Origin of the sequence: Curtobacterium sp. BH-2-1-1, from assembly GCF_001806325.1 — a bacterium.
Taxonomy (GTDB): Bacteria; Actinomycetota; Actinomycetes; order Actinomycetales; family Microbacteriaceae; genus Curtobacterium.
In genome coordinates, this window is the sequence record NZ_CP017580.1 from 2628123 (window position 1) to 2652122 (window position 24000).

Sequence of the window (24000 nt, forward strand, 5' to 3'; positions counted from 1 at the left end):
CGGCTTGCGCGTCCCCACATGCGAGACGGGAGGCGCGGTGCCAGCCGGCACCGCGCCTCCCGTCCGTCCTGTGGTCGCGTCAGCCCTTGAGGCCGGAACCCGTCACGCCCTCGACGATCTGCCGCTGGAAGATCAGGTACAGGATGATCAGCGGCAGCGCCGCCAGGATCGCCCCGGCCTGGATGTCCGCGTAGCGCTGACCGAAGCTGCCCTGGACCGTGGCGAGCCCGACCGGGATCGTCATGAGGTCCGGGTTCGACAGCACGAACAGCGGCAGCAGCAGGTTGTTCCAGACCCCGACGAACGTCAGGATCGCCACCGCCGCGATGACCGGACGCGAGAGCGGCAGGATCACCGACCAGTAGATCTTCCACATGCCGGCGCCGTCGATGCGCGCCGCCTCCTCGAGCTCCCGGGGGATCCCGTCGAAGAACTGCTTGAAGATGAACACCGCGATCACCGCGGGCACCTGCGGGAAGATGACCGACCAGTAGGTGTTCAGCAGGCCGACCGAGTTGAGCTCCTGGAAGATCGGGATGATCAGGACCTGCGTCGGGATCATGATGCCCAGGATGATGAGCAGGAACGCGACGTTCCGCCCGCGGAAGGCGAGCCGGGACAGCGCGAACGCCGCCATCGACGCGAACAGCACCGTCAGCGCGGTCGTCACGAGGCTCGTGATGCCGCTCGCCAGGTACCAGTTCCAGATGTCGCCGGCCTGGAACAGTGCCGCGTAGGAGTGCAGCGTCGGGTTCCAGTTCGACAGGATCGAGTTGGCGCCGAGGGCCGCGACGCCGTTGTCGGACAGGGACGTCTTCAGGGCGAACAGGCTCGGGATGAGCCAGATCACCGCGAAGACGCCGAGGACGATGCCGGCGACGAGGTTGAAGCCCTTGCCGGAGACGCCGATCTTGGCGGCGTTCGCCGGTGCCGCGGCGGAGACCCCGGTGCGGAGCTTCGGGCGGTCGGTCGTGATGCTCTCGGTGGTGGTCACGTCAGGCACCCATCTCTCGCTTGGCGGCAGCGCGCTCGACGATCTGCCGGATGATCGCGATCGCGACGATCACGATGAACAGGAGCACCGATGCGGCCGATGCTGCGCCGAGTCGGTTGTCGGTGAAGCCGACGCCGGTGATGAGCTGCAGCGAGACCTGGGTCGAGATGCCCGGTCCGCCGTTCGTCATCAGGTACACCTGGTCGAAGATCTTCAGGCTGGCGATGATCTGCAGCAGGATGACCAGCGTCGTGGTGCGGCCGAGCAGCGGGAGGGTGATCGACTTGATCTGCTGCCAATTCGACGCGCCGTCGACGGCCGCCGCCTCGTACAGTTCGCGCGGGATCTCCTGCAGGCCGGCCAGGTAGAGCACGAAGTTGAAGCCGAGGGTCCACCAGACCGTGGCGATCGCGACACCGATCATCGCGGTGTTCGGGCTCGCCAGGACACCGGCGCCGGGGGTCAGCCCGAGCGCCGACTGGATCGACGCGAACAGACCGGTCGCGGGGGTGAAGATGAACACCCAGATCAGCGAGATCGTCGCCGACGGCAGGATGAACGGCAGGAAGAACGCCAGTCGGAAGAACCACTGCCCGCGGTTCATCCGGTTCGTCAGCACGGCGAAGAGGAACGCCAGGATGACGAGCGGCGGTGTCGTGTAGAGCGTGAACTGCAGGGTGTGCCAGAGCGACGACCAGAAGTCGTCACGGCCGAGCATCTCGGCGTAGTTCGCGAACCCGGCGAAACTGCCGAGACCGGTGCGGACCGTCGAGGTGTTGAAGAAGCTCGACACGATCATCCACACCGTGGGGCCGAGCAGGAAGGCCAGGTAGAACAGGCCGAAGGGGGCGAGGAAGAGCCACCCCGTGCGGCCCTGGCCGCGCGTGAGGCTGGTCCGGAAGGAGCCGGCCCGGCGTGCACGCGGCGCCGTGGTGGCGTCGGTGGGCCGGTCGAGGACAGGTGCTGTGGTCACGTCATCGTGCCTTTCGCGCGGTGTTCACGTCGTTCGGGTTCCGGGTCACAGCGGGCTCGGGGTGTTGAGGTAGGTGGACAGCTGGGACTTGATCGCGGACATGGCCTGCGCGGGGGAGCTGCTGCCCTGCTGGACGAGGGCGAGCTGGGCACCGACCGTGTTCTCGAAGGTCGACCCCGATCCGCCGTACCAGGCCGGGTCGTCGAACACGGCGCTCTCGGCGGCCGAGGCGTAGTTCGACTGCGGCGTGAGCTTCTTGTACGCGGTGCTGTCGTAGGTCGGCATGTAGGCGGGGACGTGACCGCCCTGCGCCCACGTGAGACTCTGCTCGAGCATCTGCTTGATGAAGAGCATGTGCGCCTTGCGCTGCTCGGGCGTGCGGTCCTTCCTCGGGAGGATGAACGTGTGCGAGTCGGCCTGCGTCGCCGGCTTGTCGAAGAGCTGCGGGATCGGCGCCATGCCGAACTTCAGGCCCTTGATGGACTGCGCCGTGCTGATCTCCCACTCGCCCTGCATGAAGAAGCCCGCCTTGCCGGTGAACATCAGCGTCTGCGCGGTGGCGTAGTCGAGGCCCTTGTTGAGCCAGCCGTTCTTCACCCACTTCTGGGTCATGTCGGTGACCTTCGTGTACGCGTCCTCGTTGACGGTGAGCTTCGCGCCACCGTCGCTGATGAACGGCGTCGCACCGTCGATCTGGTTGTACATCGTCCAGAAGAACCGCCACGGGGTCGCGATCTCGCTGACGTTCGCGACGTTGAGGGCCGTGCCGCCGGTGACCTTCGCGACCGCGGCGAGCGCGCTCTCGAAGGCGTCGATCCCGGTCAGGTCCTTGAGGTTGCCGTCGCTGTCGATGAGGCCGGCCTTCTGGCAGACATCAACGTTGTAGAAGAGCACGAACGGGTGGGTGTCGAGCGGGATGCAGATGTTCTTGCCGTCGGTCTTCTGCGCCGTCCACGCCTTCTGGTTGAAGTCGCTGGCACTCAGGCCGACGCTCGCCAGGTCGTCGTTCGTGATCGGGTCGAGCAGGTCGCCGTCCCAGAGCGGCTTCGCGCGGGTGAGGTGGGCGATCGCGACGTCCGGCGGCTTGTTCCCGACGGTGGCCAGTGTGACCTTGGAGTAGTACGGGTTGCCCCACGCGAACGTGGTCGCCTGCAGCGAGGACGAGCCGCCGTGCTGCTTGGCGTAGCCGGCCTCCATCTCCTGCATGCGGAGGCCGTCACCGCCACCGAACAGGTTCCAGAAGACGAGCGTCTCCGGGTTGAGCGGTGCACCGGCGATGCCGGCGGCGAGGGGGCTGGAGCAGGCGGCGAGCGGCAGGACCGTCGCGGCGGCTGCGCCCGCGGCGAGGAGGCTCCGCCGTGTGAAGGCGCCGCCTCGTGGGTGCGGGGTGGGTACGGGGATTCGGTTCGGCATGGCATCACTCCATCGGGACGGGCCGAGTCGGAGCAGGGTCGGTGCTCCGTGAGCGCTCACATTAGCGCGCGTCCCGGCGTGCCGCCACCCTTTCGGCGCGGGTGACGACCGATCCGTGATGTTCGTGGCCGCCCCCTTTCGTGTCGCGCGGAAAGCCGCTAGCGTTTCGGGAACGTGAGCGCTCACTTTCTCCGAGCGCAGGCAGCCCCACGATCGAAGGAGATCCATGCCCCGCACACACCTCGTCCTCGACGCCGCGTTCACCGTGGGGCCGGTGCGACGTCGCCTGTTCGGCGGGTTCGTCGAACACCTCGGACGCCACGTCTACGACGGCATCCACGAGCCGTCGCACGAGACCGCCGACGAGCACGGCTTCCGCAAGGACGTCGTCGAGCTCGTCAAGGAACTCAACGTGTCCGCGATCCGCTACCCCGGCGGCAACTTCGTCTCCGGCTACAAGTGGGAGGACGGCGTCGGCCCGGTCGAGCAGCGCCCCCGCCGACTCGACCTCGCCTGGCACTCGACCGAGACGAACGAGGTCGGCCTGCACGAGTTCCAGCACTGGCTCGACCAGGTCGGTTCGGAGCTCATGCTCGCCGTCAACCTCGGCACGCGCGGCACGCAGGAGGCCATCGAGCTCCTCGAGTACGCGAACATCGACGCTGGCACCGCCCTCAGCGAGTACCGCAAGTCGAACGGTCGCCAGGAGCCCTTCGCCATCAAGATGTGGTGCCTCGGCAACGAGATGGACGGCCCGTGGCAGCTCGGTCACAAGAACGCCGAGGACTACGGCAAGCTCGCCGCCATGACCGCCAAGGCCATGCGGCAGATCCAGCCCGACCTCGAGCTCGTGGCCTGCGGTTCCTCCGGGGCGTCGATGCCGACGTTCGGTGAGTGGGAGCGCACCGTCCTCGAGCACACCTACGACGACGTCGACTACATCTCCGCCCACGCCTACTACGAGGAGGGCGACGACCTCGCCTCCTTCCTCGCCTCCGGCGTGAACATGGACCACTTCATCAAGACGGTCACGACCGCCGCCGACCACGTGCAGGCGCAGAAGAAGTCCGACAAGCGGATCGACATCTCCTTCGACGAGTGGAACGTCTGGTCCATCTCGAAGTGGAACGAGCAGCAGAAGACCTTCGAGCTGCAGGACTGGCCGGTCGCCCCGCGCCTGCTCGAGGACGTCTACACGGTCGCCGACGCCGTCGTCGTCGGTGGCCTGCTCATCTCGCTGCTGCGGCACGCCGACCGCGTCGCCTCGGCCTCGCTCGCGCAGCTCGTCAACGTCATCGGCCCGATCATGACCGAGCCCGGTGGCCCGGCCTGGCGTCAGACGACGTTCTTCCCGTTCTCGCTGACGTCGAAGCTCGCCAACGGCACGTCGCTGCAGGTCAAGGCCTCGGGTGACACGGTCGACGGCGGCAAGTACGGCGAGGTCCCGGTCGTCGACTCGGCCGCCACGGTCTCGGACGACGGTGCCGCGGTGTTCCTCGTGAACCGGCACCCGTCGGAGTCGACCACGGTGACGATCGACCTCGCCGGCCTGTCCGTCGACGGTGACGTCCGTGCCGAGGGCGTCTGGGACGACGACCTGCACGCCGTGAACGACCTGGCGAACACCGAGCGCGTCGGGCTCCGCACGAACGAGTCCGTCCGCCGCGAGGGTGACACCATCACGATCGAGCTCCCGCCGGTCTCCTGGACCGCCGTGTCGATCGGCTGAGACGCCTCGGCGCACGCTGCGGCGGGCGTCGAGTGAGCACAGAGGGCGTCGGACCGCTTCGCGGTGCCGGCGCCTTCTGCCGTGCGGAGCGGCCGCGGCGTGCGCGGTCGCGACTTCACGGGCTGGCTGACGCGTGAGGTGTCGGTGGGCGCGTGAGGTGCGTGACGGCGGCCGGGAGGCGCGGTGCGGACTGGCACCGCGCCTCCCGTCCGGCGGCGGTGCGGCGCGGTCCGTGCTGCGGAAGCGACACCGTGCCGCGTGCGGCGCGGGTCCGTGTCGCCAGGGCGACAGATGTGCGCCGGAGGTTCGCTGTGACGTGTCGCTTTCGCGACGGTGGACGGGAGGCACGGTGCGGGCTCGCATCGCGCTTCCCGTCCGTCGGGCCGTCGCGTCTCACGCGCGCAGCGACAGTTCACGGAGTGCCGCGCGCGTGAGGTGTCGCCGCGCGCGTGGGCTCGTCAGGCGTGCGGCGGCGGCGTGCAGCGCACAGCGCGCGCCCGCCACGAGATCTCCTCGACGAAGGCGGCCGTGTCGGGGCCGAGCGGATCGTCGGCGGCGTCCTCGACGAGGAGCCCGAGCGCCGGGGCGAGCAGGAACGACGTCGTCGTGGTGCTCCCGAACGCGTCGACGGTGGGGACGGCGACGGTGTCCGCCAGTCCGGCGTGCGCGAGTGCTGCGGCGTAGTCCAGCACGGCGTCCGCGGCCTCGTCGGAGGTCAGGACGGCGGTCAGGCCGTACACGATGTTCTTCATGATCCGAACGCGCCGAGGTGGGGAGATGAGGACCGCAGCGGTGGCTCGTCCTCCGGACACACGAAAGTGGCGCACACCCGGGGCCGGGACAGCAGACCGGCTCCGTGTGCACGGTACGCGCCGCGCGCTGACCGTGTGACGGACGCCGTGGCCGCGGGGTCGGTCAGGCCGGCGGCGGCGCCGTGCTCGCCCGGACCACCAGGCGGACCGGCACGAGGTCGGCCTCGGCGCGGACCGGCTGCCCGTCGATCTGGGCGAGGAGGTTCCGGACCGCCCGGCGCCCGACCTCGTCGAAGGACTGGTGCACGGTGGTCAGCGGCGGCCAGAAGGAGTCGGACTCGGGGGAGTCGTCGAAGCCCACCACGCTGAGGGTCTCCGGCACGGGACGCCCGAGTTCGTGGGCGGCGCGGAGCACCCCGAGGGCCGTCTGGTCGTTCGCGGCGAACACGGCGGTGATCTCGGGGCGGCGGGCGATCTCCTGCCCGGCGCGGTACCCGGACTCGGCGCCCCAGCCGCCGCGGAACACCGGCGGGACGGTGCGCCCCGCGGCCTCGAGCGTGGCCTGCCAGGCGGCGAGACGTCGGGCGGCCGAGTACGACGACTCGGGGCCGGCGACGTGCCAGACGGTGTCGTGCCCGAGGTCGAGCAGGTGCAGGGTGGCCCGGCGGGCGCCGTCGGCCTGGTCGGTGTCGATCGCCGGGTGCTGCGTGGTGCCGGTCGAGTCGACGACGACCATCGGGACGCCGTCGGGCAGGACGACCTCGGCCGTGTCGATGATGTGCGACTCGATGATGATGACGACGCCGTCGACGGCCTGTTCGTGCAGGCGGGAGAAGGCCGAGCGGACGCCTTCCTCGGTGCGGGAGGCCATCGGCAGCAACGTGATCGTGAAGTCGGCGACACCGGCCGCGTCGGCGATCGCCTCGAGCGTCCGCATGTTGCCGTACGACGCGAGGGTGAACATGATCACGCCGATCGTCCGGAAGCGCCCGGAGCGGAGGGCCCGGGCAGCGCGGTTCGGGCGGTAGCCGAGGTCGTCCATCACACGCTGGACCCGGTCACGGGTGTCCGGCGAGACGTTGTCGAAGCCGCGGGCGACGCGGGACACGGTCTGCATCGAGACCCCGGCGGCCTCGGCCACGGCGGCCATCGAGGGGGACCGGCGCGTGGCGGACATGTCGGTCGTCACGGGGTCTCCCATCGGTGCGAGTGGACGTCGAGCGCGACGGCCTGCACCGGACGCTAGCGCATGTTGACGTTGCCATGCTATCGTCGCGCCGTTCGATGTTGACGTCAACATCGACGGACCCGAACACAGCACGACAAGGGAGTCACATGAGCACGCTGGAAGCGCGCGCAGCCGGAGCCACCGCCCCGGCCGTGCCACCGCGGCGCCGCGCCAGACCGCGCGGCCGGTACACGGGATGGCTCTTCGTCGGCCCGTTCGTCGTCGTCCTCGTCGCGATGCTCATCGTCCCGATCGGCTACGCGCTCTGGCTCAGCCTGTTCCGCGACCAGCTCATCGGCGGCAACCAGTTCGTCTGGTTCGCCAACTACGTGCAGCTCTTCCAGGACGCGAAGTTCTGGTCGGGTCTCGGCCGGGTCGCGGTGTTCCTCGTCGTGCAGGTCCCGATCATGCTCGGCCTCGCGCTCGTCGCCGCCCTCGCGCTCGACAGCGCGCGGCTCTGGGGAACGAGCTTCTTCCGCATCGCGGTGTTCCTGCCCTACGCGGTCCCCGGTGTCGTCGCCGCGCTGATCTGGGGCTTCATCTACGGCAACCAGTTCGGCCTCACCGGTACCGCGAACCACGCGCTCGGCATCGACCTGCTGCAGCCGTTCAGCCCGGACTGGGTCCTCACGTCGATCGGCAACGTGGTCACGTGGGAGTTCCTCGGCTACAACATGCTGATCTTCTACGCCGCGCTCCGCACCGTGCCCGGCGAGCTGTACGAGGCGGCCGAGCTCGACGGTGCCGGCCCGATGCGCACGGTCTTCTCGATCAAGCTCCCGGCCCTGCGCGGCCCGATGGTCATCGCCACGATCTTCTCGATCATCGGCAGCTTCCAGCTCTTCAACGAGCCGAACCTGCTCAAGACGCTCGCCCCGAACGTCATCGGCAGTGCCTTCACGCCGAACATGTACGCCTACTCGCTGTCCTTCAGCGGCCAGCAGTTCAACTACTCCGCCACCGTCGCGATCGTCATGGGCGTGATCACCGCGGTGATCGCCTACGTCGTCCAGGTCCGCGGCACCCGCGAGGAGAACCGATGAGCACCCTGCAGCACCCGGCGACCGGCGCGTCCGGCCCGGCCACCGTCACCGAGGCGACCACGACGCTGCGCGACCCGCAGGCCCGGTCGAGCCGCGCCTCCAGGCGTGCCGAGCGGAAGGCCGAGCAGCACGTCGACGGACGCAAGCCGAAGCGTTCCGGCCTCCTCACGGCCGTGATGATCGTCTTCGTCGTCTACTCGTTCGCGCCGCTGTTCTACCTGCTCGTGAACAGCACGAAGACGCAGGCCTCGCTCCTGTCGACCTTCGGCCTGTGGTTCGGCGGGAAGTTCAACCTCTGGCAGAACATCGTCGACACGCTGACGTACAACGACGGCATCTTCGTGCAGTGGCTCGGGAACACGCTGCTCTACGTGGTCGTCGGCGCCGGTGGCGCGACCCTCCTCGCCACGATCGCCGGCTACGGCATGGCGAAGTTCCAGTTCCCAGGCCGCCGTGCGGTCTTCGCCGTCGTCCTCGGAGCGATCGCCGTCCCCGGCACCGCCCTCGCCGTCCCGACCTTCCTGCTCTTCTCGCAGTTCGGTCTGACGAACACCCCGTGGGCGATCATCCTTCCGTCGTTGATCAGCCCCTTCGGCATGTACCTGATCTGGACCTACGCGGTGGACGCGATCCCCGCCGAACTCCTCGAGGCAGCCCGCATGGACGGCGCCGGCGAGTTCCGGATCTTCTTCACCATCGCGCTCCGCCTGCTCGCACCCGGTGTCGTCACGGTCCTGCTCTTCGCCGTCGTGGCCACCTGGAACAACTACTTCCTGCCGCTCATCATGCTGAGCGACCCGAAGTGGTACCCGCTGACGGTCGGCCTCAACCAGTGGAACGCGCAGGCCACCGGGTCCGGTGCCGAGCCGATCTACAACCTCGTCGTCACGGGATCGCTCCTCACGATCATCCCGATCGTGGTCGCGTTCCTCTTCCTCCAGCGCTTCTGGCAGTCCGGCCTCGCGGCCGGGTCCGTCAAGGCCTGATCCGTCGGACGGGAGGCACGCAGCGGCCCCGCCACGCGCCTCCTGCCCGACACACAGCAGCTCCACCCCCCTCTCCACGAAGAAGTGAAAGGCACCTCCATGAACAAGCGTCTCCGGCGCGGCCTCAGCGCCGTCGCCATCGGCGTCACCGCAGCCGTCGCCCTCGCCGCCTGCGCCTCCGGCGGCTCCTCGTCCGGCGGTTCGTCCGACGACATCTCGAAGGCCCTCAAGGACGGCGGCACGCTGACCTACTGGTCGTGGACCCCGTCCGCGAAGGACCAGGTCGCCGCGTTCGAGAAGGCCTACCCCAAGGTGAAGGTCAAGCTCGTCAACGCCGGCACCGGCGCCGACCAGTACACGAAGCTCCAGAACACGATCAAGGCCGGCTCGGGTGCCCCCGACGTCGCCCAGGTCGAGTACTACGCGCTCCCGCAGTTCGCGCTCTCCGACTCGCTGCTCGACCTGTCCTCGTACGGGTTCGGCGACCTCAAGGACAAGTTCGCGACGAGCACGTGGAACTCGGTCGACATGGACGGCAAGATCTACGGTCTGCCCCAGGACTCCGGCCCCATGGCGCTGTTCTACAACAAGAAGGTCTTCGACAAGTACGGCATCGCCGTGCCGAAGACGTGGGACGAGTACGTCGCAGCGGCCAAGAAGCTGCACGAGGCCGACCCGGACGCCTACATCGCAGCGGACTCCGGCGACGCGGGGTTCACCACGAGCATGATCGCCCAGGCCGGCGGCACGCCCTTCACCACGACGGGCGACAAGGTCACGATCAACCTCGAGGACGCCGGCACGAAGAAGTGGACCAAGACCTGGGACCAGCTCGTCGAGCAGGGTCTGCTGTCGAAGACCGTCGGCTGGAGCGACGACTGGTACAAGCAGCTCGGCAACGGTCAGATCGCCACGCTCATCACCGGCGCCTGGATGCCCGGCAACCTCGAGGCGAGCGTCGCCGACGCCAGCGGTGACTGGCGCGTCGCGCCGATGCCGACCTACGACGGCGGCACCGCGCAGACCGCGAACAACGGCGGCAGCGCCGAGGCGGTCATGAAGCAGTCGAAGAACCCTGCCCTCGCGGCGGGCTTCCTCAAGTGGCTGAACTCCTCGAAGGAGTCGACCGGCATCTTCATGAAGTCCGGTGGGTTCCCGTCGACGACCGCCGACCTCGAGTCCTCGGCGTTCCTCGACGAGAAGCCGGAGTACTTCGGCGGCCAGCAGATCAACAAGGTGCTCGTCGACGCGTCGAAGTCGTCCGACAACGACTTCACCTACCTGCCCTACCAGGTGTACGCGAACAGCGTGTACGCGGACACCGTCGGCCAGTCGTACGAGAACGGCACCTCGCTCGAGAGCGGTCTCGCCGCCTGGCAGAAGGCCCTCGCGAAGTACGGCAAGGACCAGGGCTTCACGGTCTCGTCCAAGTAGTCACCACACCAGTTCGACCCGGGGCCGTGCGGAACCTTCCGCACGGCCCCGTCTCCTGAAAGAGTTCCCCCATGCGCTTCGCCATCGGCGACACCGACTTCCTGCTCGACGGCGAGCCGCACCGGATCCTGTCCGGCGCGATCCACTACTTCCGTGTCCACCCCGACCTGTGGGCGGACCGGATCCGCAAGGCGAAGCTGATGGGGCTCAACACCATCGAGACGTACGTCGCCTGGAACGCGCACGCGCCGTCGCCTTCTTCGTTCAGTTTCGAGGACGGTCTCGACCTCGGCCGCTTCCTGGACCTCGTCGCCGCCGAGGGCATGCACGCCATCGTCCGTCCCGGCCCCTACATCTGCGCGGAGTGGACGAACGGCGGCCTGCCGTACTGGCTCTTCGCCGACGGCACCGTCGGGGTCCGCCGCGACGAGCCGGGGTTCCTCGCCGCCGTGCAGGGGTACTTGGAGCATCTCGCGCCGGTGCTGGTCCCGAGGCAGATCGACCACGGCGGGCCGATCGTGCTCGTGCAGGTCGAGAACGAGTACGGCGCCTACGGCTCCGACCCCGTCTACCTGTCGAAGCTCGAGCAGATGCACCGGGAGATCGGTCTCACCGTGCCGTTCACGAGCGTCGACCAGCCGATGGGCACGATGCTCGAGGACGGTTCGCTGCCCTCGCTGCACAAGACCGGTTCGTTCGGCTCGCGTTCCATCGAACGGCTCGCGCGACTCCGACAGGCCCAGCCGACCGGCCCCCTCATGTGCTCGGAGTTCTGGGACGGCTGGTTCGACAGCTGGGGCGAGCACCACCACACCACGCCGGCCGCTGCTTCGGCATCGGACCTCGACGACCTGCTGGCCGCGGGCGGCTCGGTCAACATCTACATGTTCCACGGGGGCACGAACTTCGGCTTCACGAACGGCGCGAACGACAAGGGTGTGTACCGCCCGATCGCGACGTCGTACGACTACGACGCCCCGCTCGACGAGGCCGGGCGTCCGACGGAGAAGTTCCACGCCTTCCGCTCGGTCATCGAGCGCTACGCGCCCGTGCCGCCGCTGCCCGCTGCGATGCAGCCCGGTGGGTCGGGTCGGCTCGGGTCCGTCGGTCCCGTCGGGTCGGCTCCGGGCCAGGAGGCGCGGCTCGCCCCCGCCTCGGACGTCGCCGTCCGCCTCGACCGCGTCACACCCCTGCGCGCGCTGCTGCCGTCCCTCACGTCGTGGTCCGCGCACGACACCCCGCCGACGTTCGACGCCCTCGGCGCTGCGAGCGGCTTCGTGCTGTACCGGACCGAGGTGGACCTGCCGTCCGGCGGCGTGCTCACCGTCGGCGAGGAGGTCCGCGACCGCGCCGGCGTCTCCGTGGACGGGATCGTCGTCGGCGTGCTCGAACGGGAGCACCACGACCGCGCCATCGTCCTGCCCCCGGTCACCGGCACGCTCGAGCTCCTCGTCGAGGACCAGGGTCGCGTCGACTACGGCCCACGCATCGGCGAGCCGAAGGGCCTGATCGGCGGGATCGCCGTCGACGGAGTCCCGCTCGCCCGGTGGACCGCGTCGCCCCTGGCCCTCGACCCGATGCCCGAGGCCGCGCTGACGATCCTCGCCGACGCACTGCCCACCGACGGCGACGTGCTGGCCGGACCGGTCTTCGCCACGGGGTCGTTCGACCTCGCCGAGGCAGGGGACCGCTACCTCGCCCTCGACGGGTTCCGGAAGGGCGTCGCCTGGGTGAACGGGTTCTGCCTCGGCCGGTACTGGTCCCGCGGACCGCAGCGCACCCTGGCCGTCCCCGGACCGGTGCTCCGCGCCGGGAGGAACGACGTCGTCGTCCTCGAACTGCACGCCGCGGCCTCCCGGTCGGTGTGCCTGCGGGTCGAGCCGGACCTCGGGCACACGGAGGGCTGACGGGGTTAGGCTTCGCTGGAGTCCGAGCAGCCGAGGGGGATGCGATGGTGCGGGTGTTGCAGTGGGTGTGGCGCGTGGTCGGCTCCGTGCTCCACGTCCTGGCGGGGGTGCTCACCTCGTTCGGTTCCGGCGGGATCGTCGGTGCGGGAGCGCCGCCGACCCCGACCCCGAACAAGCCCGACGACTACCGCCCCTGACCGTTCCGGGAGTCAGACTGCTCGAGCTCCGGCCCACGCCCGCACCTCGAGCAGCGCCGCACGTCGCCACCGCCACAGTGGGGCGAACTTGGTGCCGTCGTCCTCCCACGCCTGCGTGAGCATCCAGATCTGCCGCCGGTGTTCCGTGCCGCCGTCATCACGCCATTCGACGAACGCATCGTCGAGCACCGCGGTGATCGCCTCACGGGGCACGGTCCACCAGACGACCCAGCCTCGGTAGCGAAGACGATCCGCGTCGAGTCGGATGCCCGCGCGGGGTGCTCGGAAAGCAGCCCAGGTGCTGGGGACAGCGCCGATGGAGCCGATGACGGTGATCAGCACGGTGCCCTCGACGATGCCGGCGAGCGCCATCCCTGTGCAGGTCGCTGCGAGCAACCAGAGCGAGCACGTCGTCGGGACGGCTTCCCACCGCGGCGGACGAATGGTGGTCATCCGGCGTGCTCGTCGAGGGCGTCGAGGTCGTGGAGCGCTCGGCGGGCGTCGGCGATCCGGTCGGCTTCGGGGCGGGTCCACCACTCGGGCCCGCGTTCGCCGAGCCCGTGCTTCGCCAGGCCGTTGCGGTGCCGTGCTGCGGCGAGGGCCTCCTCGTCTCCGGAGCGCTTGGCCTGCTTGACGGCGTTGCGGCCCCGACCGAGGTGCGACCGGAGTGCTGCGGCGACGTCCTCGGGGAGCGCCGGGTCGGTCCGTCGCCACCGCCGACCGTCGACCACGAAGAAGTGGTCGTCGGGCGTCGCGGTCATGCACCCGAGTCTTGCAGCGGACGCCGGGTTCGTCCGGAGGGATGACCGTTCTGGTTCGTGGAGTCCGGGGATCGCGAACCAGAACGGTCACCGCGCGGATCCGGTGCACGGTGTCAGCGGTGGGCGGTAGAACGGCGGTGATGCCCGAACCCCGCACCCGCGCCCTGCTCGACGTCCGCCGGATCTACGCCGAGCCGGCAGCCCTCGAGCTCCAGCGCGGGCAGGAGGTCGTCGGGCAGTGGCCCGACGCCGAGATCGTCCCCGTCGAGTCGCACTGGAACATCCCCGAGGTGCACGGCGACGAACGGAACGTCCAGCGGTGGGTGCGCATCAAGACCGAGGCGCTCGTCCTCGGCGTGAAGAAGTCGCTCGTGACCCGGCCGAACGGGCGCTCCGCGGACTTCATCGCCCCGTCGACGGCGAACGGCTGCGCCATGGCGTGCGCCTACTGCTACGTCCCACGGCGCAAGGGCTACAGCAACCCCGTGACGGTCTTCGCGAACATCGACCAGATCACGAAGCACGTCGCCCGCAACATCGCGAAGCAGGGACCGAAGACCGAGCCGAACCAGTGCGACCCGCACGCGTGGGTCTACGACATCGGCGAGAACAGCGACTGCTCGGTGGACGCGATGCTCAGCGACAACGTGCGGGACCTCTGCGACCTGTTCCGGATGTCACCGACCGCCAAGGCCTCCTTCGCGACGAAGTACGTCAACCGCGACCTGCTCGACTGGGACCCGATGGGCCGCACGCGCATCCGGTTCTCGCTCATGCCGCACGAGACCGCGAAGGTCACCGACATCCGCACCAGCCCGATCGCCGAGAGGATCGCCGCGGTGAACGACTTCGTCGACGCCGGGTACGAGGTCCACCTCAACTTCTCGCCCGTCATCCTGACCCCGATGTGGGAGTCCGACTGGGCCGACCTCCTGCGTCAGGTGGACGACGTCCTGTCCCCGGCCGCGAAGGCGCAGCTCGCGGCCGAGGTCATCTTCCTCACCCACAACGAGCCCCTGCACGAGGTCAACCTCGGCTGGCACCCGAAGGCCGAGGACCTGCTGTGGCGCCCGGACCTGCAGGAGCAGAAGGTGTCGCAGAACGGCGCGGTCAACGTCCGCTACCGCTCCGGGATGAAGGGGCAGCTGGTCGAGCGGTTCCGGGAACTCGTCGCGGAGCACCTGCCGAGCTGCCGCATCCGCTACGCCTTCTGAGACGACGAACGCCCGCGCCGTCGGGCGCGGGCGTTGCGTGGTGCGACGGGCTCAGTGACCGTCGAGGTGGTCCTTCGCCTTCTCGGTCTCGAGACGGCCCTCGCCCATGACCTGGTCCTTCTGGCCCTGGTGCTTGAGCTCGTCGTCGTCCGTGTGCTTGCCGACCGCTTCCTCGACCTTGCCGACGACCTTCTGGGTGACGTCCTTCGCCTTGTCTCCGAGCGACATGCTGTCTTCCTTCCTCCGGGGACCGCCGAGGGTCCTCGGGGCCTGTGCCACGAAGACAACCAGGGGCAGCAGCGCGGCTCGCGGCCGGGCCGCAGGTTCGTGTCCCCCGATTGCTTCCACCGGGGTACGGATCAGGGGATCAGTCGGTCGGCGCGGTAGCGGTCGAAGAGCTCGGCGAAGGCACGTTCGGTGCGACGGAAGGCGGTGAAACCGGCGTCGCGGCTCTTGCCCATGTCGGTGACGACCTCCATCGCGCGACCGAGGTCGGCGTCGGTGTGCCACCACGAGGCGAGCCGGGTGATGTCGGGTTCGACGAGGCCGTGGCGCTCCGCGATGTCGGCCCATGCAGCCTCGTGCGGCGCCATCTGCTCCTCGAGCGGACGCGGCGCATCCTCGTACCCCACGACCCGCGCTGGGTCGACACCGAGGTGGGCGGCGAGCCGGGGCCACATCCAGCGCCAGCGGAACACGTCGCCGTTCACGATGTTGAACGCCTCGTCGGCACCCTCGGGCGTGGTCGACGCCCAGACCATGTGCTCGGCCAGGATGCCGGCGTCGGTCATGTCGGTGAGGCCGTTCCACTGCGCCTCGCTGCCCGGGAACACGAAGTCCAGACCGAGCTCCTTCGCCAGGGTCGCCTGCACCGCGATCGTCAGCCCCATGTTCATCGCGTTGCCGACCGCGTGGCCGATCACCGTGTGCGAGCGGTGCACCGACCACGTGAAGCCCTGGCGGTCGGCGGCGGCGAAGAGCTCATCCTCCTGGGCGTAGTAGAAGTTCGGGGTGTCGAGGCGCGGTTCCTCCTCGTGGAACGGGGTGTCGGGCATCTCGCCGGCGGCGTACGCCTCGAACGGGCCGAGGTAGTGCTTCAGCCCGGTGACGAGGGCGACGTGCTCGAGCGGCGCGGGGGCGAGGGCTGCGAGGAGGTCGCGCACCATGCCGCCGTTCACGCGGATGTTCTCGGCCTCGGTGTCCTGCCGCTGCCACGCGGTGAAGAAGACGTGGGTCGGGCGCTCGTCGGCGAGGGCGGTGCCTAGCGAGTCCGGGTCCCGCAGGTCCGCGGCCACGGTGCGGACACCGTCGCGGGCGAGGGGCCGGCGGGAGAGCGCGGTCACCTCCCACCCGAGGTCGAGCAGGTGCGAGACGAGCGCCGATCCAGTGATGCCGCTGGCACCCACCACGAGGGCTCGGAGACGGTCGGGGGACTGTGCGGCGGTGTCGTCGAGGGTCATCCCGGTGCTCAACACGTGTCGTGCTGTGCTTGTTCCCGGACGAGCAGTTGACGCCGCGATTCGAGGCGACTGACCACGGTGATGAACACGGCGACGGCGAAGAGGCCGACCATCAAGGACCATCCAGCCGTCCCGTTGGTCATCGCGACCGAACCGGAGAGCCCGACCAGACTGAGGAACACCCCGACGAGCACCGGGACGGCGGCACGCGACGAGCGGCGCTGCCAGTCGATCATGCTCCGGACGAGTCCCGCGTACGGTTCCGTGACGGTGCCCGGTCGCCGCAACTGCCGTCGGAGTTCGCGACGTTGCGCCGGGGTGAGGACCGCGAGCGGCCGCTCGGGAGCGGAGAGGAAGAACGGCAGCAAGGCCCCCGTCCGGCGGGCACGAATCCACACGGTGACGGTGAGCACTGCACCGATCGCTGCGATGATCGTCCAGACGAGTTCCGCGGGCCGGGTGATCCCGACGGCGCCGAGTGCGGTCCACAACACGGAGAGTCCGGCGAGGGCGGCCTGTTGCGAGATGCCGATGACGGTGCCCCCGATGGCAGCGAGGTGATCGGCGCGGCGGGTGGCCGTGATGAGGCGGTCGTCCATGTCAGCGCGGTCTGCGGATACGGATCGGACCCTTGGCGGTGGACGGGTCGACGACGCTGCCGTGCTGGGTGATCTCGACCTCGCCTCTGGACATCATCCGCCGCGCCGCACGCCGGGCGGGTTCCATCAGGTCACGCCAGCCGTCGGGGTCGAGGGCCCGGGCGGCGTCGGACGGGCAGATGCTGGACGTGCGGGCCCGTGCGGCGAGGAGTTCGTCGATGCGCTGTTCGAGCGCGAGGTCGGTCTCGTCCACGCCGTGCTTCCGGCACGCGGCCGAGCAGTACTTCGCATCCGGGGCGGCGGAACCGGGCATCCGGCGGCCGCACGAGGCACACGTCCGATCGGCGTGCTCCGCCTCGTTCGCGGCGGCGTCCGCCTCGGTCCTGATCGCTCGTCCCATGCGACCATCCTGTCCCCGCTGTCCGGTCTCGCGCCCAGCCCAGGCACGGCTGGCAGCATCGGGTCGGTGAACACCGACACCGCACCCGAGCGTCCCGCTGAGCCCGCCTGGGTCGAGCACGTCATGTGGTGGCACGTCTACCCGCTCGGGTTCGTCGGTGCCGACGTCCGGCCGGACACCCCCGTGGACGGACGCCCCGTCGACCACCGGCTCGGCCGCATCGAGCCCTGGCTCGACCACGTCGTGGACCTCGGGCTGAACGGGCTGCTGCTGGGCCCCGTCTTCACGAGCTCGACGCACGGCTACGACACGGTCGACCACTTCCGGATCGACCCGCGGCTCGGTGACGACGACGACTTCGACCGGCTCGTCACGGCCGCGCACGACCGGGGGATCCGGGTCCTGCTCGACGGGGTGTTCAACCACGTCGGACGGGAGCACCCGGCCTTCCGCGCCGTCGAGGAGCAGGGCCCGGACGCGCCGACGGCGGATCTGTTCGCGATCGACTGGGCAGGCTGGTCGCCCGGCGACGACGTGCCGGTGGGACTGTTCGAGGGGCACGACATCCTGGTCGCGCTCGACCACGGCAGCCGGGCCACCGAGGACCTCGTCGTCGAGGTGATGACGCACTGGCTCGCACGAGGCGTCGACGGCTGGCGACTCGACGCGGCCTACGCGGTACCGACGGCGTTCTGGGCAGGGGTGCTGCCGCGCGTCCGGGAGCGCTTCCCGGACGCCTGGTTCACGGGCGAGGTCATCCACGGGGACACGGCTGCGTTCGTCCGCGCCTCGACGGTCGACTCCACCACGCAGTACGAGCTCTGGCAGGGCATCTGGCACGGCATCGCCGACCGGAACTGCTTCGAGCTCGCCCACGCCGTCGAACGGCACGACGAACTGCTGGCCGCACAGGCACCGAGCACGTTCGTCGGCAACCACGACGTGACGCGCATCGCGAGTTCCGTGGGGGAGCGGTTCGCCGGGCACGCCGCCGCCGTCCTCTTCACGGTCGCCGGGACCCCGAGCGTCTGGGCCGGTGACGAGTACGGCTGGACGGGGGTGAAGGAGGAGCGCGTCGGCGGGGACGATGCCGTCCGCCCGGAGTTCCCGGCCGCTCCGCCCGAGTCCGTGGAGCTCACGCACGCGTACGAGGCGCTCATCGCCCTCCGTCGCCGCGAGCCCTGGCTGCACCGCGCCCACACCGACGTCGTCCACCTGACGAACACCGCGATCGTGCTGCGGACCGCGACCGCGGAGCGGGCGGTGGTGACCGCCCTGAACCTGTCGCCCGATCCCGTAGACCTGCCCACAGCGGGTGCGACGCGCGTCGAGGCGGGCGGAGCCGACGTCGGGGACGGGACCCTGCGCCTCCAGGCCGCCGCCTGGGCCGTGCTCTCCGGATCGTGAGCAGAAATGGTCGGGTCCCCGGACAGGACCCGACCATTTCTGCACACGAAACGAACGCCCGCGCGCCCGAACGCCCGCGCTACTTGCGCGCGGACGCCGCCCGGCGCTTGTTGAACACGTCGAACGCGACGGCGGCGAGCAGCACCAGGCCCTTGATGAGCGACTGGTACTCGGTCCCGATGCCGAGGATCGACATGCCGTTGTTCAGGATGCCGATGATGAGACCACCGACGATCGCTCCCGGCACCGTCCCGATGCCACCGGTGACGGCCGCGCCGCCGATGAACACCGCGGCGATGGCGTCGAGCTCGAAGCCGTTGCCGGCACCCGGAGCCGCGAGGTTGAGCTGGCCGGTGAACACCACGCCGGCCAGGGCCGAGATGACGCCCATGTTGACGAAGAGCAGGAACGTGACCCGCTTCGTCTTCACACCGGAGAGCTGGGCGGCGAGGGCGTTCCCGCCGATCGCGTAGATGTGGCGGCCGAACACCGCGCTCCGCATGACGACCGAGTAGATCACCACGAGCGCACCGAGCACGACGAGCACGATCGGGGTGCCGTTGTAGCTCGCGAGCAGGAGCGCCACGTAGATGACGAGCGCGACCGTGAAGGCGAGCTTCGTGATGAACCAGGCGAACGGCTCGCCCTCGAGCTGGTACTTGCGCCGGGTGGCACGACCGCGGAACGCCGTGACCACGAGGACGATCGCGGCCGCGAAGCCGAGGATCATCGTGAGGGGCTCGTACCCGGTGGTGCCGAACGACGGCAGGAAGCCGGAGCCGAGGGAGCGGAAGCCCTCCGGGAACGGCGAGATCTGCTGGTTGTGCAGGACGATCTGCGCGGCGCCACGGAACGCGAGCATGCCCGCGAGCGTGACGATGAACGCGGGGATCCCGAAGTAGGCGATCCAGAACCCCTGCCAGGCACCGACGAGGGCGCCGACCACCAGGCAGAGCACGACCGCGATCGGCCAGGGCAGGCCCCACTGCGTGATCATGACACCGGCCATGGCGCCGGTGAAGGCCACGACCGAGCCGACCGAGAGGTCGATGTGCCCGGCGATGATGACCATCACCATGCCGATGGCGAGGATGAGGATGTAGCTGTTCTGGACGATCAGGTTCGAGACGTTGATCGGGGCGAGGGTGATGCCGTTCGTCGTCACCTGGAAGAAGATGACGATGACGATCAGCGCGATGAACAGGCCGATCTGTCGGAGCTGCCCGGTGAGGTAGCCGGCGGCGGACTTAAGCGCGTTCATTGACAGGGGTCTCCCGTTCCTGGGTCATGTACTGCATGAGGGCCTCGGGCGTGGCCTCGGAGCGGGGCACGTCGGCGGTGATCGTGCCCTCGGAGAGCGTGTAGATGCGGTCGCAGATGCCGAGGAGCTCGGGGAGTTCGGAGGAGATCACGATGATCCCCTTCCCCTGGTCCGCGAGCTGGTTGATGATCGTGTAGATCTCGTACTTCGCGCCGACGTCGATGCCCCGCGTGGGCTCGTCGAGGATGAGCACGTCGGGGTCGGCGTACATCCACTTCGACAGGACGACCTTCTGCTGGTTGCCGCCGGAGAGCTTCCCGGTGACGACGTCGACGTTCGGTGCCTTGATGTTGAGGCTCCGGAGGAACTGCCCGGCGACGGTGGTCTCCTCGGACGCGTTGACGAAGCCCCAGTTCGCGAGCTTCCCGAGCGCCGACCCGGAGATGTTCCGCTTGATGTCGTCGATGAGGTTGAGCCCGTAGCGCTTCCGGTCCTCGGTGACGTACGCGATGCCGTTGTCGATCGCTTGCGACACCGTGTGGGTCTTGATCGGGACGCCGCGCTTGTACACGGTGCCGCTGATCCCGGTGCCGTAGGACTGGCCGAACACGCTCATCGCGAGCTCGGTCCGTCCGGCGCCCATGAGCCCGGCGATGCCGACGACCTCGCCCGCCCGGACGGAGAGGTTCGCCTGGTGGATGATCTCGCGCGAGGCGTCGAGCTGGTGGTGGACGGTCCAGTCCTCGATGCGGAGGAGTTCCTCGCCGATCTGCGGGTCCTCGCGCTCGGGGTACCGGTTCGACAGGTCGCGACCGACCATGCCGCGGATGATCCGGTCCTCGGAGACGTCGTCGGCGTGCATGTCGAGCGTCTCGATGGTCTTGCCGTCGCGGATGATCGTGACCTTGTCCGCGATCGCCTTGATCTCGTTGAGCTTGTGGCTGATGATGATCGCCGTCATCCCCTCGGCCTGCAGCGACCGGATGAGGTCGAGCAGGTGCGCCGAGTCGTCGTCGTTCAGCGCCGCCGTCGGCTCGTCGAGGATGAGGAGCTTCACCCGCTTCGACAGGGCCTTCGCGATCTCGACGAGCTGCTGCTTGCCGACGCCGATGTCGACGATCTTCGTGACCGGGTTGTCCTTGAGGCCGACGCGCTGCAGGAGCTCGGCGGCCGCGAGGTTCGTCTTGTTCCAGTCGATGAACCCGGCCTTCGACTGTTCGTTGCCGAGGAAGATGTTCTCGGCGATCGACAGGAACGGGCTGAGCGCGAGCTCCTGGTGGATGATCACGACCCCGGCCGCTTCCGAGCCGTTGATGTCGCCGAACTCGACGGGGGATCCGTCGATGAGGATCTCGCCGTCGAAGGAGCCGTGCGGGTAGACCCCGGACAGCACCTTCATCAGGGTGGACTTGCCGGCGCCGTTCTCGCCGCAGATCGCGTGGACCTGGCCGCGCTCGACCTCGATCGAGACCCCCTGCAGCGCCTTGACCCCGGGGAACGTCTTGGTGATGTCACGCATCTCGAGGATGGTGTCCGCCATGTGGGACCGCCTTTTCGTCGTCCGCGCGTGGGCGCGCGGGTGGTGACGGACTGGAGGCGCGGGGCGGGGTCGACCCGCGCCTCCAGTCCGACAGATGGGTTGCGTCCTACTTGAGGTCGGCCTCGGTGTAGTAGCCCGAGTCGACGAGGACTTCCTTGTAGTTGTCCTTCGTCACGACGGTCGGCTGGAACAGGTAGGTCGGGACGACCTTGACCTTGTTGTCGTAGCTCTTCGTGTCGTTGACCTCGGGCTTCTTGCCGGTGAGCAGGTCCTCGGCCATGGTGACCGACTGCTTGGCGAGCTTGCGCGTGTCCTTGTAGATGGTCGAGTACTGCTGACCGGCGATGATCGACTTCACGCTGGCCTGCTCGGCGTCCTGTCCCGTGATGGTCGGGAGCGGGCGGTCGCTCGAGCCGTACCCGGCGCCCTGCAGCGCCGAGATGATGCCGATCGACATGCCGTCGTAGGGCGAGAGCACGCCGTTCAGCGTGGTGCCGCCGGAGTACGACTTCGCGATGAGGTTCTGCATGCGGGCCTTGGCGGTCGCCGGGTCCCACTGCTGCGTCGCGGCCTGGGAGAGCTGGTCCTGGCCGGACTGGATCTTCAGGGTGCCGTCCTCGAGGTACGGCTTGAGGGTCTTCATCGCACCGTCGAAGAAGAAGCCCGCGTTGTTGTCGTCGAGCGAGCCGGCGAAGACCTCGATGTTGAAGGGGCCCTTCTCGCCGGTCTTCTTGCCGTCCGCGTCGAGCACGCCGAGGCCGGTGAGCAGGCTCGTCGCCTGGTCGACGCCGACCTTCTCGTTGTCGAACGACACGTAGTAGTCGACGTTCTTGTTGCCCGTGAGCAGGCGGTCGTAGGAGATCACCTTGATGCCGGCCTTGGCGGCGGCGTCGAGCTGGTCGGAGAGCGCTCCGCCGTCGATCGACGCGATGATGAGGACCTTCGCGCCCTTCGTGATCATGTTGCTGACCTGCTGCGCCTGCTGCTGGACCTTGTTGTCGCCGTACTCGAGGTCGACCTTGTAGCCGGCCTTCTCGAGGTCGCTCTTGACGGCGTTGCCGTCCTTGATCCAGCGTTCCGAGACCTTGGTCGGCATCGCGACGCCCACCAGGGCGCCCTTGTTGTCGCCGCTGCTGCTCCCACCGTCGGTGGACGCGCGTCCGCCGGCGGAGCAGCCGGCGAGTGCGATGGCGATGCCGAGGGCGGCGACGCCCGCGACGATCTTGCGCTTCATCATCGAAGTACCTCTGTTCCTGCGCGTCCACGTCGACGCGCTCGGTGCCGGGGCTGCTGTGCCCCGAGGGATTTGCTCGTGTGAGCGCTCACATACTGGGGGTTCCGTGACGGGGTGTCAACTCACCGTGACCGTTTCGCGATCTTGTCGCGTCGGCCGGACTGCGCGGTACGGTTGGCGACGTGACGACCACGACCGCGCTCGGGGACGCCGGCGGCAAACGTCGCAAGGCACCCACGATCTTCGACGTCGCCGAGCGCGCGGGCGTCTCCCACCAGACCGTCTCGCGAGTGATCAACGGCGACCCGACGGTCCGCGAGCAGTTCCGCGCCCAGGTGTCCGACGCGGTCACCGAGCTCGGGTACCGGCCCCGTGCCGCTGCCCGGGCGCTCGCCGGGGGGCGCAGTCGGGCGCTCGGCATCATCACCGCCGGGGACGCGCTGTACGGACCGTCGAGCACCGCCATCGGGTTCGAGCGGGCAGCCCGGTCCGCCGGCTACCACGTCCTGCTCTCCACCCTGCCCGACGACCCGCGGCCCGTCGACCTGTCGAACGCCCTCGTGACGCTGCTCGCCCAGGACGTCGCCGCCATCGTGCTCGTCGCCGCCGACAACCGGGTGCTCGACGCCCTCGCCTCGCTGACCGTCCCGGTCTCGGTGCCCGTCGTCGTCGCGAACGCCGTGCAGCGGGACGCGGCCAGGGCCCCGGTGGCACCGAGCGTCGCGGCGGTCGCGATCGACCAGGCGGCGGGGACCTCGCTCGTGATGGAGCACCTGTTCGCCCGCGGGCACCGCCGGATCGTGCACATCGCCGGCCCCGCGGTCTCGCAGGAGTCCGAGGTCCGCCGGGTGACCTACGAGCGGATCATGCGCGACGCCGGACTCGAACCCGTGGTACTCGACGGCGACTGGACCCCGGCGAGCGGGTTCGCGGCGGCCCGGACGATCGACGTGCACACGGTCGACGCGGTCTTCGCCGGGAACGACCAGATGGCGCTCGGGGTCCTGCACGCCTTCGCCGACGAGGGACTGCGGGTGCCGGACGACATCGCCGTGGTGGGCTTCGACGACGTTCCCGAGGCGGCGCACTTCACGCCGCCGCTCACCACCGTGCGGCAGGACTTCCGGGCGATGGGGGAGCGGGTGCTCGACACCGTGCGGGCCCTCGTCGAGGGGGAGCCGCGGGACGAGACGTTGCTCGTGCCCGAGCTCGTGGTGCGCCGGAGCGCGTAGGGCACGCGGCGCGCGGCGCGGGCGCGGGGCGCGGGCGCGGGGGCACGGCGGCGCGGGCGCAGCTTCGCGGGTTCGCCGAGCGGGCACGACTCGCCGCGGGTTCGTCGTCGAGCGGGCAGAACAGGCCGGGTGTGCGGGCCGAATGTGACGTTTTTCGCCCGCTCGGGGCCCCCGGCCCGCGGCAACGCCGCCCCGGCCCGCGGCAACGCCGCCCCGCACGCGGCAGCGCCGCCCCC

Annotated in this window: 23 protein-coding genes; 9 read left to right on the forward strand and 14 right to left on the reverse strand. The window is 69.4% G+C overall.

The genetic code is table 11. The annotated features are described in order from the left end of the window. Positions 1-79 precede the first annotated feature (79 nt). From BJK06_RS12585 to BJK06_RS12595, 3 genes are read right to left on the reverse strand one after another with little or no spacing between them, the layout of a single operon-like run. Entirely contained in the window at positions 80-994 is a 915-nt protein-coding gene (locus tag BJK06_RS12585; RefSeq protein WP_083295235.1) for a carbohydrate ABC transporter permease, read from the reverse strand. Position 995: 1 nt separating this feature from the next. After that, positions 996-1967 (reverse strand): carbohydrate ABC transporter permease, encoded by a 972-nt coding sequence (locus tag BJK06_RS12590; protein ID WP_070418180.1) that lies wholly within the window; start codon positions 1965-1967, stop codon positions 996-998. Between the two features lie 45 nt (positions 1968-2012). Continuing rightward, complete coding sequence (locus BJK06_RS12595; RefSeq protein WP_070418181.1) at positions 2013-3380, reverse strand: extracellular solute-binding protein; 1368 nt, start codon at positions 3378-3380, stop codon at positions 2013-2015. Between the two features lie 226 nt (positions 3381-3606). Here BJK06_RS12595 and BJK06_RS12600 point away from each other — a divergent pair, with 226 nt between their 5' ends. Then, entirely contained in the window at positions 3607-5109 is a 1503-nt protein-coding gene (locus BJK06_RS12600) for an alpha-N-arabinofuranosidase (protein WP_070418182.1), read from the forward strand. 458 nt (positions 5110-5567) lie between these two features. Here BJK06_RS12600 and BJK06_RS12605 read toward each other — a convergent pair whose 3' ends face one another. Continuing rightward, a complete protein-coding gene (locus BJK06_RS12605) occupies positions 5568-5861 on the reverse strand; it encodes a hypothetical protein (protein ID WP_070418183.1) in 294 nt (97 codons plus the stop codon). A 163-nt stretch (positions 5862-6024) separates the two neighbouring features. Continuing rightward, positions 6025-7062, reverse strand: a complete 1038-nt coding sequence (locus BJK06_RS12610) for a LacI family DNA-binding transcriptional regulator (RefSeq protein ID WP_070418184.1) — start codon at positions 7060-7062, stop codon at positions 6025-6027. Between the two features lie 134 nt (positions 7063-7196). Between BJK06_RS12610 and BJK06_RS12615 the strand changes: the two genes are divergently transcribed. From BJK06_RS12615 to BJK06_RS18650, 5 genes are all read left to right on the forward strand, one after another. Then, entirely contained in the window at positions 7197-8132 is a 936-nt protein-coding gene (locus BJK06_RS12615; protein WP_070418185.1) for a carbohydrate ABC transporter permease, read from the forward strand. Next, positions 8129-9118: a carbohydrate ABC transporter permease gene (locus tag BJK06_RS12620; RefSeq protein WP_175473685.1), complete on the forward strand. Its 990-nt coding sequence runs from the start codon at positions 8129-8131 to the stop codon at positions 9116-9118. The genes BJK06_RS12615 and BJK06_RS12620 overlap by 4 nt, the downstream gene beginning before the upstream one ends. A gap of 99 nt (positions 9119-9217) precedes the next feature. After that, positions 9218-10552 carry a sugar ABC transporter substrate-binding protein gene (locus BJK06_RS12625; protein WP_181015091.1) on the forward strand — a complete coding sequence of 445 codons (1335 nt, stop codon included), beginning with the start codon at positions 9218-9220 and terminating at the stop codon, positions 10550-10552. A gap of 71 nt (positions 10553-10623) precedes the next feature. Next, on the forward strand, positions 10624-12459 hold the full coding sequence (locus tag BJK06_RS12630; RefSeq protein ID WP_070418187.1) for a beta-galactosidase family protein: 1836 nt from the start codon (positions 10624-10626) through the stop codon (positions 12457-12459). A 44-nt stretch (positions 12460-12503) separates the two neighbouring features. After that, a complete protein-coding gene (locus BJK06_RS18650; RefSeq protein ID WP_156794855.1) occupies positions 12504-12656 on the forward strand; it encodes a hypothetical protein in 153 nt (50 codons plus the stop codon). Positions 12657-12668: 12 nt separating this feature from the next. Here the strand turns inward: BJK06_RS18650 and BJK06_RS12635 are convergent, their stop codons facing one another. Continuing rightward, positions 12669-13109 (reverse strand): hypothetical protein, encoded by a 441-nt coding sequence (locus tag BJK06_RS12635; protein ID WP_156794856.1) that lies wholly within the window; start codon positions 13107-13109, stop codon positions 12669-12671. Next, entirely contained in the window at positions 13106-13417 is a 312-nt protein-coding gene (locus BJK06_RS12640) for a biopolymer transporter Tol (RefSeq protein WP_070418189.1), read from the reverse strand. The genes BJK06_RS12635 and BJK06_RS12640 overlap by 4 nt, the downstream gene beginning before the upstream one ends. A 140-nt stretch (positions 13418-13557) precedes the next feature. Between BJK06_RS12640 and BJK06_RS12645 the strand changes: the two genes are divergently transcribed. Next, positions 13558-14631: a spore photoproduct lyase family protein gene (locus tag BJK06_RS12645; protein ID WP_070418190.1), complete on the forward strand. Its 1074-nt coding sequence runs from the start codon at positions 13558-13560 to the stop codon at positions 14629-14631. A 51-nt stretch (positions 14632-14682) separates the two neighbouring features. Here BJK06_RS12645 and BJK06_RS18655 read toward each other — a convergent pair whose 3' ends face one another. From BJK06_RS18655 to BJK06_RS12660, 4 genes are all read right to left on the reverse strand, one after another. Next, complete coding sequence (locus BJK06_RS18655; protein WP_139199296.1) at positions 14683-14859, reverse strand: CsbD family protein; 177 nt, start codon at positions 14857-14859, stop codon at positions 14683-14685. Positions 14860-14990: 131 nt separating this feature from the next. Further along, the gene (locus BJK06_RS12650; protein ID WP_070418191.1) at positions 14991-16091 is read right to left on the reverse strand and encodes an SDR family oxidoreductase; all 1101 of its coding nucleotides are present in this window, start codon (positions 16089-16091) and stop codon (positions 14991-14993) included. 8 nt (positions 16092-16099) lie between these two features. Next, positions 16100-16690: a hypothetical protein gene (locus BJK06_RS12655; protein ID WP_070418192.1), complete on the reverse strand. Its 591-nt coding sequence runs from the start codon at positions 16688-16690 to the stop codon at positions 16100-16102. 1 nt (position 16691) lies between these two features. After that, complete coding sequence (locus BJK06_RS12660) at positions 16692-17090, reverse strand: DUF3253 domain-containing protein (RefSeq protein WP_070418193.1); 399 nt, start codon at positions 17088-17090, stop codon at positions 16692-16694. A gap of 66 nt (positions 17091-17156) precedes the next feature. On the opposite strand from BJK06_RS12660, the gene BJK06_RS12665 reads away from it, so the two are divergent. Then, positions 17157-18497, forward strand: coding sequence for an alpha-amylase family glycosyl hydrolase (locus BJK06_RS12665; RefSeq protein WP_156794857.1), 1341 nt, complete (start codon positions 17157-17159; stop codon positions 18495-18497). Positions 18498-18576: 79 nt separating this feature from the next. Here the strand turns inward: BJK06_RS12665 and mmsB are convergent, their stop codons facing one another. The 3 genes from mmsB to chvE form a co-directional block, all read right to left on the reverse strand. Continuing rightward, the gene (mmsB, locus tag BJK06_RS12670) at positions 18577-19758 is read right to left on the reverse strand and encodes a multiple monosaccharide ABC transporter permease (RefSeq protein WP_070418194.1); all 1182 of its coding nucleotides are present in this window, start codon (positions 19756-19758) and stop codon (positions 18577-18579) included. Beyond that, the gene (gene mmsA / locus BJK06_RS12675) at positions 19745-21298 is read right to left on the reverse strand and encodes a multiple monosaccharide ABC transporter ATP-binding protein (RefSeq protein ID WP_070418195.1); all 1554 of its coding nucleotides are present in this window, start codon (positions 21296-21298) and stop codon (positions 19745-19747) included. Before mmsA ends, mmsB begins: the two co-directional genes overlap by 14 nt. A gap of 106 nt (positions 21299-21404) precedes the next feature. Then, positions 21405-22535, reverse strand: a complete 1131-nt coding sequence (chvE, locus tag BJK06_RS12680; protein WP_083295236.1) for a multiple monosaccharide ABC transporter substrate-binding protein — start codon at positions 22533-22535, stop codon at positions 21405-21407. A 179-nt stretch (positions 22536-22714) separates the two neighbouring features. Here chvE and BJK06_RS12685 point away from each other — a divergent pair, with 179 nt between their 5' ends. Next, positions 22715-23764, forward strand: a complete 1050-nt coding sequence (locus tag BJK06_RS12685) for a substrate-binding domain-containing protein (protein WP_070418196.1) — start codon at positions 22715-22717, stop codon at positions 23762-23764. Positions 23765-24000 lie beyond the last annotated feature (236 nt).